The 12,092-nt window shown below is 55.1% G+C and carries 11 protein-coding genes; 10 read left to right on the forward strand and 1 reads right to left on the reverse strand.

Annotated elements, in window-relative coordinates; genetic code table 11:
• Positions 1-141 precede the first annotated feature (141 nt).
• The 8 genes from QM579_RS11590 to QM579_RS11625 all read left to right on the forward strand — a co-directional run bounded on the left by QM579_RS11590 (position 142) and on the right by QM579_RS11625 (position 8,951).
• Positions 142-1,194: a hypothetical protein gene (locus QM579_RS11590; protein ID WP_414999298.1), complete on the forward strand. Its 1,053-nt coding sequence runs from the start codon at positions 142-144 to the stop codon at positions 1,192-1,194.
• Positions 1,195-1,662: 468 nt separating this feature from the next.
• Positions 1,663-2,196, forward strand: a complete 534-nt coding sequence (locus tag QM579_RS11595; RefSeq protein WP_414999299.1) for an RsbRD N-terminal domain-containing protein — start codon at positions 1,663-1,665, stop codon at positions 2,194-2,196.
• A gap of 120 nt (positions 2,197-2,316) precedes the next feature.
• Entirely contained in the window at positions 2,317-3,336 is a 1,020-nt protein-coding gene (dsrM, locus tag QM579_RS11600) for a sulfate reduction electron transfer complex DsrMKJOP subunit DsrM (RefSeq protein WP_414999300.1), read from the forward strand.
• A gap of 12 nt (positions 3,337-3,348) precedes the next feature.
• The gene (gene dsrK / locus QM579_RS11605) at positions 3,349-4,992 is read left to right on the forward strand and encodes a sulfate reduction electron transfer complex DsrMKJOP subunit DsrK (protein WP_414999301.1); all 1,644 of its coding nucleotides are present in this window, start codon (positions 3,349-3,351) and stop codon (positions 4,990-4,992) included.
• Entirely contained in the window at positions 4,993-5,373 is a 381-nt protein-coding gene (gene dsrJ / locus QM579_RS11610; protein WP_414999302.1) for a sulfate reduction electron transfer complex DsrMKJOP subunit DsrJ, read from the forward strand.
• Complete coding sequence (gene dsrO, locus QM579_RS11615; protein ID WP_414999303.1) at positions 5,373-6,155, forward strand: sulfate reduction electron transfer complex DsrMKJOP subunit DsrO; 783 nt, start codon at positions 5,373-5,375, stop codon at positions 6,153-6,155. The genes dsrJ and dsrO overlap by 1 nt, the downstream gene beginning before the upstream one ends.
• Positions 6,156-6,167: 12 nt before the next feature.
• On the forward strand, positions 6,168-7,337 hold the full coding sequence (gene dsrP, locus QM579_RS11620) for a sulfate reduction electron transfer complex DsrMKJOP subunit DsrP (protein WP_414999304.1): 1,170 nt from the start codon (positions 6,168-6,170) through the stop codon (positions 7,335-7,337).
• A gap of 282 nt (positions 7,338-7,619) precedes the next feature.
• On the forward strand, positions 7,620-8,951 hold the full coding sequence (locus QM579_RS11625) for an HD domain-containing protein (RefSeq protein WP_414999305.1): 1,332 nt from the start codon (positions 7,620-7,622) through the stop codon (positions 8,949-8,951).
• 89 nt (positions 8,952-9,040) lie between these two features.
• Here the strand turns inward: QM579_RS11625 and QM579_RS11630 are convergent, their stop codons facing one another.
• Positions 9,041-9,856, reverse strand: coding sequence for a MerR family transcriptional regulator (locus tag QM579_RS11630; protein WP_414999306.1), 816 nt, complete (start codon positions 9,854-9,856; stop codon positions 9,041-9,043).
• Positions 9,857-9,973: 117 nt separating this feature from the next.
• Here QM579_RS11630 and QM579_RS11635 point away from each other — a divergent pair, with 117 nt between their 5' ends.
• Both QM579_RS11635 and rlmN read left to right on the forward strand, forming a co-directional pair.
• Entirely contained in the window at positions 9,974-11,125 is a 1,152-nt protein-coding gene (locus tag QM579_RS11635; protein ID WP_414999307.1) for an MFS transporter, read from the forward strand.
• Positions 11,126-11,266: 141 nt separating this feature from the next.
• On the forward strand, positions 11,267-12,092 hold an 826-nt coding region (rlmN, locus tag QM579_RS11640), incomplete at its 3' end, for a 23S rRNA (adenine(2503)-C(2))-methyltransferase RlmN (RefSeq protein ID WP_414999308.1).

Genomic DNA, 12,092 nt, shown 5'->3' on the forward strand with positions numbered 1-12,092 from the left:
AATGATACATTTCGGGCATAGAAGTCGTCGTGCGGCTGCCGCAAGCGTGCGGCCCCGAGTGTACCGGCTGGCGGCTCACCGTTGGCGCGCGCCCTGTGCACGCCCCGATGATACCTGCTCAAACCCATCTACAGGTGGTCCATGAACCGATCCCACGAAGTCGTTACCGGCGCCCTGTGCCTTGCTCTGCTGGCCGCAGCATTCTGCGCATGGAGCGCCCTTGGCAACGAGGTCAACCTGTGCGTAACGGCTGGCTGTTCTTTATACCAAGACACCTCCATTGCGGGCATTTCACTGTGGTGGCTCGGAGCTGGCGTTTTCGCTGCCCTGTGCTTTCTGGCTTTGCTGGGGGCCACCCATTGGGGCCGAATACTGGCAGCCCTGGCGCTCACGGGCGATGTGCTGCTGCTTATGGTAATGGCTCTTACCGCCCCCTGTGTCAGCTGCCTTATCGTGGCTGTTTTCTTTGCCCTTATCTATATGAGCTTTCGCCACGCGGCAGCCGCGCGCAGCCGCGCCAGCAAACCGGGACGTTCTGCCCTGGTGCTGGTATGGGGAGTGCTCTTCATCGTCAACCTTGGCGCAGTGGCCAAATCACAGGCCAATGTCTGGGCCATTACCGATAATGGTCAAGAAGCCTCGGTACATATGTTCTTTTCGCCCTCCTGCTCCAGTTGCCGTGAAGGCGTTGGCATTCTTTCGGGCCATGTGGATGTCGCCTTCTACCCCCTCGCTGAAAATGACGCGGACGTGTACCGCGTAGCGCACATGATGCGCCGCCTTGATCAGGGGGACAGCATGGCAGAAGCCCTGGCCCGCTCTCAGGAAGTAAACGCTCCCAGCGGCTTTGCAGCGTGGAGCCCGGATATGATCTGGCTGCGCTTCCGCATGCTGCGCAACAAATCTCACGTCTTCATGGCTGGCGCTCAGACCGTGCCCTTCTTTGAATACCACGGCTTGCCCTCAATGCTGGTCAAGCAGGCCCAAGCCGCAAGCCAGCGGAACGCCACAGGGGCGGGGTCTGCCGCAGTTGGATCTGCCACAGCGGGTTCCAGTGCTCCAGCCGCAGGCATTCCAAACGGCGCGGGCGCAACCTACCCGCAACAGGGGCAACAGGGCGGCGCAAGCGATGCCCTGCCACTGGAGCCGCAGATCGCGGGTCAGTGCGGCGGGCCGACTCCCTGCCCGGAATAGACACGATATTTTGAGCACACTGCCTTCAAAAAAGGCAGTTCTCAAAGATTGGCAAGCGCACTTACTGCTGCCGCAAATGGCTGGGCTTGCAGCATCTGCCGGGCTGTTGCCTGACAAAATGGGTCAGGCGAAATGTAACAGGCTAAAGCTAAAGGCGAAGCACGGTTGACAGCACGGCAAGCCTGCACATAAGCGCTGCTGCTGGAGATCCAAGGCGAGCTGCTGCACCGCCTTTTCAGCACCGAAACGCTGATGGCCCGGTCTACAGCAAATGTAGCCAGCTTGAGCCGGCAAGAGAACTGCGCCCTGAAATCGGGACGGGGAACCATTCCGATACAAGGGTGCAGTGGCACGCTGATATTGTGCAAAAAATAACGTAAGTAGTGCAGGAAAGCGCTAAATGGGCTTGACGCCCTTTGCGCTTCCACTTTATATGAAACAGCCTTACCCGTAAGGCATGAGGGCGGCATGAAAGCACAGGATTTGTTCAGAAAGCGCAAAAGCGAGATCGTTCGCCTTTGGGCTGACGAGGTGTTTAACACCTACCCGTTTGAAACGACAGGTTTTTTACGTACCCGTGAAGACCCTTTCAGCAACCCTGTCGCCCACATGACCAAGGAAGCGGCCGACGCTCTGTACGACGCAATGGCTGGTGAACACGTGACCCCCGAGCAGACCAAAATGGCTCTGGAGCGTTTCATCAGACTGCGCGCGGTGCAGAAGTTTGCTCCTAGCCAGGGACTGGGCGTGTTTTTTCTTATGAAGCCCATTCTGCGCGAACATCTGCTGCCCGAGTTTATGACTCTGGGCGATGTTGCGTCTTATATGGAAGCCGAATCGCGCCTGGACAGCCTGACCCTGCTGGCCTTCGACATGTATACCGAAGCCCGCGAGCTTGTGGCTAACCTGCGCATCACAGAAATTCGCAACCAGCACGCCCAACTGGCGCGCTGGGCGCAAAAGCTGGAAGGCGGATCTCCGCATTCGTCGGACGAACGCTGAAATCCACACGCATATGCCCGGCATCTTGCCCTTGCCGGGCTTTTCAGGCGTGCGGTCAAGGCATTTCTCAATATCCCGTGGTGGGCTTTTGAGGCAACTTTAGTGGAAGTGAGGTAGGGAATGTTCAATTCATTACTGCTGGTGCTGCTCTTAGGAGCCATCGCCTGGGCGGGAGCGGCCATAGGGCTTGCGCCTCTGTTCGGCGTTGTGCTGCCATATGTAGCAGTCGTCGTCTTCATCGCCGGTGTTATCTGGCGCATGGTGTACTGGGCCAAATCGCCCGTGCCTTTCTGCATCCCCACCACGGGCGGGCAGGAAGTGTCGCTTGACTTCATCAAGCCCAACCGGCTCGACTGCCCCAGCAACACCTGGGACGTGGTGCGGCGCATGTTTCTGGAAGTGTTTTTCTTCCGTTCGCTGTTCCGTAACACTGTAGCCGACGTGCGTGAAAACGACCCCATCAGCAAGGGCCCGCGCACCATTTATTTTTCTTCCAAGTGGCTGTGGGTTTTCGCCCTGCTGTTCCACTACTGTTTCCTGCTGGTCTTCATCCGCCACTTCCGCTTTTTTATGGAGCCCATCCCGTCCTGTATCAAGTTTCTGGAGACCATCGACGGCATCATGCAGGTGGGCTCGCCCCGCTTTTTCATGACCGGTGGTCTGGTGCTGGTGGGCGTGCTTTTTCTTCTTGGCCGCCGCATCTATGACAAGCGCCTGCGTTACATCTCGCTGTTCAACGACTACTTTCCGCTGTGGCTCATCATTGGCATCATCAGCACCGGCTTGTGCCTTCGCTATTTCGATAAGACCGAAATAGCCCAGGTCAAGATTTTCGTTATGGGCCTTACACACTTTGCGCCCGTGACCACTGCCGGCATCAACGCGCTCTTCTTCACCCACCTTACTCTGGTGTGCGTACTGCTGATTTACTTCCCCTTCTCCAAGCTCATGCATATGCCGGGCGTGTTCTTCAGCCCCACGCGCAACCTGGCCAACAATTCCCGCCGGGTTCGCCATATCAACCCCTGGAATCCGCCCAAGCAGTACTTCACCTATGCCGAGTACGAGGATACCTATCGCGACGCCATGGCTGAAGCCGGGCTGCCGCTGGATAAGCAACCCGAAAAGGCCGCCGAGTAAGGAGTCTTCATCATGGCAAAATTACCTACGCCGCAAATGCTTGTCGCCAGCCGTCCGGATTTTCCGGTCGAAGACTGGCTTGACGTCAAGCCGGAATTTACGCCGGGCAGCTTCTGCTATCCGGCCAAAAAAGAAACTATGGAACTGATGCACATGCCCAATCCCCACGAGTGGGATCCGTCCGCCGAGGACTGGAACCTGCCCGAAAACTGGGAAGAAATCATGTGCGACGCCTTTGCCGACAGACTTGAAAAGCACCGCTCGCTCAAGCTGTTCATGGATATCTGTGTGCGTTGCGGCGCCTGTGCCGACAAGTGCCACTTCTTCCTCGGCACCAACGATCCCAAGAACATGCCCGTGCTGCGCGCCGAGCTGCTCCGCTCGCTCTACCGCCGCGACTACACCATGCTGGGCAAGATTCTTGGTAAAAAGGTCGGCGCCCGTGGTTGGGACGTGGCTGTAGTCAAAGAACTGTTCTACTACGCCTACCAGTGCACCGAATGCCGCCGCTGCTCGCTCTTCTGCCCCTACGGCATCGACACCGCCGAAATCACCGCTATCGTGCGCGAACTGCTGCATGAAGTGGGCCTCGGCACTCACTGGATCATGGATCCTGTGAAAAACTGCAGCTTCACGGGCAACCATCTTGGCATCAAGCCCCACTCCTTCGTGGAAATTGTGGAAATGCTGGCCGATGACTGCGAAACCATCACTGGCATCCGTCCCAAGACGCCCTTCAACGAAAAGGGCCACGAAATTCTGTTCATCACGCCCTCTGGCGACGTATTTGCCGACCCCGGCATCTACACCTTCATGGGCTACCTCATGCTCTTCCACGAGCTTGATCTGGACTACACCTTCTCGACCTATGCTTCTGAAGGCGGCAACTTCGGTTCCTTCACCTCCTTCAACATGGCCAAGAAGCTCAACGCAAAGATGTACGCCGAAGCCGAACGCCTGGGCTCCAAATGGATCCTCGGCGGCGAATGCGGACACATGTGGCGCGTGATCAACCAGTATATGGACACTTACAACGGCCCCACCCCGGCCAATATGGAAGTTCCCGTGTCACCCATTACGGGTACGGTGTTCAAAAACGCCGCTTCCACCAAGATGGTGCACATTGCGGAATTTACAGCTGACCTCATTCATCACAACAAACTGAATCTGGACCCCAGCCGTAACGACCATATCATCACCACCTTCCACGACAGCTGCAACCCGGCTCGTGGCATGGGCCTGCTGGACGAACCCCGCTACGTTCTGAATGCCGTTTGCAACAACTTCCACGAAATGCCCGAGAACACCATTCGCGAGCAGACTTTCTGCTGCGGCGCGGGTTCGGGCCTTAACACGGAAGAAATCATGGAACTGCGCATGCGCGCCGGTATGCCGCGCGGCAATGCCCTGCGCTTTGTGCAGGAAAAATACGGTGTCAACCACATGGCCTGCGTTTGCGCCATTGACCGCGCCACTCTGCCCCCGCTTGCCAACTATTGGGCACCGGGCGTCAATGTGAGCGGTCTGCACGAACTGGTGGCCAACGCCCTGATTATGAAGGGCGAATGCAAGCGCACCATGGACATGCGTCAGGAAGACCTGCCCAATGTGGTGGACGACGAGGACGCGCCCGAAGCACAGGGGGAGGGCCAATAAATGTATAACGCCAAAGCAGTTATCGTTGGGATCATAATATTTGTGGCCCTGTTCACCTCCCCTTTCTGGCTGAGCATGATGGGGAAGGATTACAAGAGCACCGGCATTGAGCTGCCCAAGGGCGAAAAGGAATGCATCGAGGACGTGCAGTTCATGCGCGACCAGCACATGCGCCTGCTCAATGAATGGCGTGATGAGGCCCTGCGCAAGGAAAATCGCGTCTATGTGTCCACCAGCGGCAAAAAGTGGAACATCAGCCTTCAGAATACCTGCATGAAGTGCCATAATGACTATGAGGGATTCTGTCAGAAGTGCCATAAGGCTAACGGCGTTGATCCCTATTGCTGGACTTGCCACATCATTCCCCAGGGGAGCAAGTAATGAACAAGAGCAGAAGAAGCTTTCTGAAAGTGGCGGGCTTTTCGGCCTTCGCACTTACCAGCGGCATGGCTGCCCTGTCTGGCGTTGCCCAGGCGCAGGTTGCCCCTGGCAAATATGAGCGCGCGGCCAATGCCCTGCATGCCAAGCGTTGGGCAATGGTTATCGACACACGCCAGTTCACGGGACCTGAAGACTACAAGCCCCTTATCAGCGCGTGCCACAGCTTCCACAACGTGCCGCAGATTCCTGGCAACCAGGACATCAAGTGGTTCTGGCTGGACAGCTACGCTCATGTTTTCCCTGACGACATGAACGCGCATCTGAACAAGCACTCCCGCGAGTCTATGTACCCGCTGCTGTGCAACCAGTGCACCAATCCGCCCTGCGTGCGCGTGTGCCCCACACAGGCCACCTACAAGATGGAAGACGGCATTGTGGCTATGGACTACCACCGCTGCATCGGCTGCCGGTTCTGCATGGCTGGCTGTCCCTACGGCGCGCGCTCGTTCAACTTCAAAGACCCGCGCAAGTTCCTGTCCAACCCTGTGCCCAACCCCGAATACCCCACGCGCATGATCGGCGTGGTGGAAAAGTGCACATTCTGCGCCGAGCGCCTTGCCGTGGGCAAGCTGCCCGCCTGCGTTGAAGCAGCCAATGGCAAGATACTTTTCGGCGACCTGGAAGACCCCAATTCAACGGTGCGCCAGGCTTTGGCCGCCAACTACAGTATTCGCCGCAAGCCCAGCCTGGGCACCCAGCCCGGCGTCTACTACCTTATTTAGGGAGAACAGGCCATGCTTGAAAAATTGCTCGACGGTCCTAAGACCTTCTACATGTGGCTGATCTTCCTGCTGGTTCTTATCGCGGGTTGCGGCCTTGTGTATCTGGATCAGTTGCAGAACGGTCTCTCCGTCACCGGCCTCAGCCGTGACGTTTCGTGGGGACTGTATATTTCGCAATTCACCTATTTCGTGGGCGTGGCGGCCTCGGCCGTCATGCTGGTGCTGCCCACCTACTTCCATCACTACAAGAAGTTCAAACGCATGATCATCTTCGGTGAATTCATGGCCGTTGCGGCCGTGGTCATGTGCGCGCTCTTCATCGTGGTGGACCTGGGCCAGCCCCAGCGCATGCTCAACGTTATGCTTCACCCCTCGCCCAACTCCGTCATGTTCTACGACATGATGGTGCTCATCGGCTATCTGGGTCTGAACATCATCATTGGCTGGGTCACCCTTGAGGCCGAAAGGCACGAGATTGATCCCCCCAAATGGATCAAGCCCCTTATCTACATCTCCATTCTGTGGGCTTTCTCCATCCATACGGTCACGGCCTTCCTGTATGCGGGTATTCCTGGCCGCCATTACTGGCTCACCGCCATTATGGCCGCCCGCTTCCTGTCTTCGGCTTTCTGCTCCGGTCCTGCCATCCTGCTCTTGCTGATGATGGTGCTGCGCCGCCTGACGGGCTTCGAGCCCGGCAAGGAAGCCGTGAAAACCCTGACCACCATTATCGTTTATGCCATGTGCATCAACGTATTCTTCTACCTGCTGGAAATCTTCACCGCTTTCTACAGCGGCATTCCCGGCCATCAGGAACCCATCCACTTCCTCTTCTTCGGGCACGAAGGTCATCTGCCCTGGGTGAGCTACTGGATGTGGGGCGCTGTTATAATGGCCTTTGCTTCTCTGGCCCTGCTTATTCCGCCCAAGCTGCGCGAAAACCCCTGCCTGTTGCCCATCGCCCTCATCATGCTGGTGCTGGCTTCCTGGATCGACAAGGGTCTTGGCCTGCTGGTGGCTGGCTTCACGCCCAACATGTTTGAAGCCTTCACGCCTTACATGCCCAGCGCCAAGGAAATTGCCGTGGCTCTTGGTGTGTACGGTGTTGGCGCTCTGGTGCTCTCCCTGCTGTGGCGGGTCGCCCTTGGCGTCAAGATGGAAGTGAACCACATGCATGACTAGGTTGACCCCAAGGTCAACCATACGGTGAAAACCGTTACCAAAGCCCCCGTGTTCGCACGGGGGCTTTCCTGTGGGGGCCAGCTGTGATAAAATTCTCTTATTGAAGAAATCATATTCAACTGAAAGCAGCGCTGAGCCGTTAAAAGCTTAATGGCGAAAACAGCTCAAACGCTGCTGATACTTATCACTTTTACAAGCACAACAAGGCGACATGCTTGACTTTCATTGCCCCCAAAAGGCATAGTACAGGCCATTGCCGTCATTATTTGCAAGGAGATCACGATGCAACAAGCGCTCAAAGACGCCATAACCATTTGCAAAACATTTTTGCGCAACGGCTATGACGCGCATGTCATCAATGCCCCCTTGCAGGAACATCTGCTCCAGAAGGTTGACCATCTGGCCGTAGACATCGCCTGCGAGCCGGACATGGATACACTGTTCAAGCTCTTCCCCAAAGCCATCGCCGCCCCCGAAAAGCGCGCGCTGGCCATTATGGAAGAAAACGGCGTCACCTACCGGTTCTATCCGCTTGAAGTGGCCGCCGCCGGGCATCCCGAACTTTCGCTGGTCAAGATCACTCCCACGATGATTGATCTCATGAGCCCTGAAGAGCGCCTCAAGCTGCGCCTCACCGGCTTCAATACGCCTGAAGCCAGCGGCGACGTGTATGACGGTTTTGAAGACATCAAGGGCGGAGCCATCTGCCTCACCGGCCTGCCGGACGAAACCCTGCGCCACAACTATTTGCTGGCCATTCGCGCACTGCGCTTCGCCGCAAATTTCGACCTGCCCATCGAACCCAATACCTGGCTGGCCATCATCCGTGCCTCAAGCCGCGTGCTGGACTACGTGCCCGCCACGGATATTATGGATGAATGGCGCAAGGTTGCCGCTGAAAACATGCACCAGTTCGTGCGCCTGCTTTTTGAAGCCCACATTCTTCAGGGACTTATCCCCGAAGTGGCGTCCCTTTCCTGCCTGACGCAGATGCGCAACAAGGAAGGCGACACCGAAAACGTTTTCGAGCACACGCTTGAGTGCATGAAATGCTATCCCGAAGAGGACTTCCATTACGACTGGCTGGGCACGATGGCCATGCTCTTTCACGATGTGGGCAAGCTCTACACCGGGGAATATTTTGACGGCCTGTGGACCTACTACCAGCATCACCGCGTTGGGGCCAAGGTAACGCGCAAGATTCTGCGCCGCCTGCACTTCACGCAAGAAGACATCGACCTGCTGTGCAATCTGGTGCGCAACCACATGCGCTTCCACTTCATGATGACTGACAGGGGCATCCGCCGCTTCAAAGCGCTGGACGACTACCCGCGCCTTATTGCTATGGCGCGGGCAGACCTCAAGGCGCGCGACGGCATTCCCACTTCGTTCAACCATAATATGAAGTACCTGGACCGTGCGGAAACGCCGGAGCAGATGCTGGAACCCCTGCTTAACGGCAATGAGATTATGGGCGAAACCAAGCTGTCGCCCGGCCCGCAGGTTGGCGTGATTCGTGATGCGCTGCTCAAGGCGCAGATTGCCGGGGAAGTTACGGATCTGGAGTCAGCAGTACATTTCGTGCGGGAATATGCGAGAAAATCTGTCGGTTAATTGCCGCAACCTGTCAGTATAGTTTATATTGCTCTATTAGGGCCGTCTCTGCAAAATGGGACGGCCTTTTCTTTTTGATCTGGAGCCTGCTATATAATTTTCATTTCATATTTTGCAGTGTAACTGCCGTTTTTATCCATCAAAACGCAATTCATCTGGTCGTATACATAAATATCGCTATCAATCGTGTTCTTTTGATCGACTATGCTGATTACCATACGCTGTAACGCTGCCTTGTGACTTTGCATATCTCCCTTATGAAGCAGACATGCATACCTGCCTTTTTTTATTTCCTTAACGGTCATGTCATTCCCGCCAGACGCTTTTGAAAACAGATGCGTTATTTTGAATTCTCTACTTTCGGCGTATTCTTTGGGAATAATCATCCCGATGGGGGGATATATGGTATTTCCATGATCCAGATCATACATCAGGCATGAAGAATAGCATTCAACGCTGTCTTCACGAGTCAACATCTTTTCAGAATTGACGGGATAGTATCTTATACTTTCGGTATCACGCTCTTCAAAAAATATTCTATCAAACTCCACAGTCAATGCCTGCTCCGCTATTGTTGCGAGATCCGTCAGCATATGCATGCGGTGAATGATCTTTCGATGCTCTGCATAGAGCATTTCAACACGTTTTTTTATAAAATTTATATATTCAAGCGTACTACAATTATCCTGATTCTCCCTGATTTCATCAAGGCTGCTTCCTGTTTCTTTGAGCAGAGAAATCATGTCAAAATCAAAAAATTGCTCCGCACTGTAAAACCGGTATCCATTTTCCGCGATGTACCTCGGCTGTAAAAGCCCTTTCCGGTCATAATGAAGAAGAGTTTCTTTTGTCGTATGGCAAAGACGGGCAAACTCGCCAACCTTCAAAAGCTTTTTCGTTTCCATAAAACTTCTCCTTGACCCTTGTGTTACCCAGTAGTTTATACTTGAAAAATCTCTGATGAAACCTTTATTTCAGAGACAAAAAATATAACAATCTAGTTTTACAAGGAAATATTCATCATGAAGTGGGCTGAGTTTACCATCGCACGAGCGGCATGCGCCTATTTTTTCATTTGCCCCGGCCTCGCCTACGGGCTTCTCACCTCCCGGTTGCCTGCCCTGAAAACTCAAACAGAAGCAGATGAAGCACAAATTGGCCTTATCTTGCTCTGCCTTGGTTTATCAAGCGTCACAGCTCTGATCGGCAGCGGATGGCTTATCGCCCGATGGGGAAGCGCACTGATTTTACGGCTGGCTTCTCTTGTGCTAGTTCTCGCCATCATTCTGTGTACCCTGGCTTCTGACTCTGTCCAGCTGGGTTTGACATGCATACTGGCCGGACTGGGAATGGGGCTTGTGGATGTTTCTATGAATACCCAGGGCATACAGATTGAGCGGCGCTATGCGTCACCCTGCATGTCGCTTTTGCATGCTGCGTACAGTTTTGGCGGTGTACTGGGTTCCCTCACGGGTGCTCTGTTCGCAGGCTTGGGATTAAACCCCTTTATCAATGCCGCTGTTGTTCTTGGAGCTTATATCTGCTTTCGCCCCTGGGCCGCCCCGAAACTTATGACGGACATGCCTTCTGAAACCATAACACAGCAGCAAAAATCCGGTCGGAGTTTGCCTCTTTTTGTCATCTTGTGCGGGTTACTGGCAATGATCGCTTATGCGGTTGAAGGCTCTGTGGCGGAATGGGGCAGCCTGCTTCTTCACACAGTTAAGGGCGCATCAGAGCAGACTGCCGCCCTCGTCTTTGCAGCCTTTTCAATTGCGACTGTTCTTTGCCGCCTTGCTGGAGACCGCTTGCGGAGTTCTTGGGGAGATTTCTTGCTTGCTCTGGGGGGCGCAGTCCTGACTCTTTGCGGCATGTCGCTGGTTCTGTTTTTTGCTGATCCTGCCGCGTGCCTTGTGGGGTATGCCTTGATGGGAGCGGGGCTGGCCCCCATTGTTCCCATTCTGTTCAGCCGTGCCGGCAGCTACCTGGGCGTCAGCGCCGGAAAAGCCAGTGCCATTGTGTCCATACTATCTTACAGCGGCCTGTTGTTTTTTCCTCCCCTGCTTGGCTTTGTTGCTCACAAAGAAGGGCTTTCAGATGCGCTGCTTATCGTTCTTGCCGCATGCGCCATTCTTTGCTCAGGCACCTTTATTCTCAGGAAAAATGCAAAATGACATCGCAGTACAGAAATACACCCTTAACAAATCCCCTTGTGCTCTCTTCTTCCTCCCGGTAAACAAAAGGCGGGCCGTTACGCACAGGGCATGGCCGAAACCACAACACGCAGCCAGGACGCCCCCGCCCGGCAGGACATAATGATCAATCTTCTCAATCTCACCCTTCCCGAACTGGAAGCCTGGACGCAGGCAGAACTGGGCGAGCCCAAGTTCCGCGCCATGCAGATATGGCAATGGATATGGCAGCGCATGGCGCGCGATTTCGACATCATGACCAACATTTCCCGGCCTTGCCGCGAGCGCATGGCTGCCAAAGCCTGCATCATCTGGCCGGAAGTAACCGCCGTGGAAGAAAGTCAGGATGGAACCACCAAGTTCTTGCTGCGCCTTGAAGACGGCGCACAGGTGGAGACAGTTCTTATTCCTTCAGACTCCCGCGAAGGCGTGCGCCGCTGGACCCAGTGTCTCTCTTGTCAGGTAGGCTGCGCAATGGGCTGTACCTTCTGCTCCACGGGCGAAATGGGCTTTGAGCGCAACATGACTATGGCTGAAATTCTCGGCCAGATTCTGGTAGCCCGCGAACACCTGGGCGACACGCGCCTGCACTGGCCCATGCTGCGCAACATCGTTTTTATGGGCATGGGTGAACCCCTGCTGAATTTTAACGAAATCATGCGCTCATTGCAGAGCCTCAACAGCGACAAAGGATTAAATTTTTCACCGCGCCGCATCACGGTTTCCACCTGCGGCATTGAAAAAAATCTGAAAGAGCTGGGCGAATGCGGCCTGGCATTTCTTGCCGTGTCGTTGCACGCGCCCAATCAGGAGTTACGAGCCCGCATCATGCCCAAGGCCGCCCGCTGGCCTCTGGACCGCCTGATGTCCACGCTCCAGTCGTACTCGCTCAACACACGCGAACGCATCACCTTTGAATACCTGCTGCTTGGCGGCGTCAATGACGGCC

This window comes from Desulfovibrio sp., from assembly GCF_047607245.1.
GTDB lineage: Bacteria > Desulfobacterota > Desulfovibrionia > Desulfovibrionales > Desulfovibrionaceae > Desulfovibrio.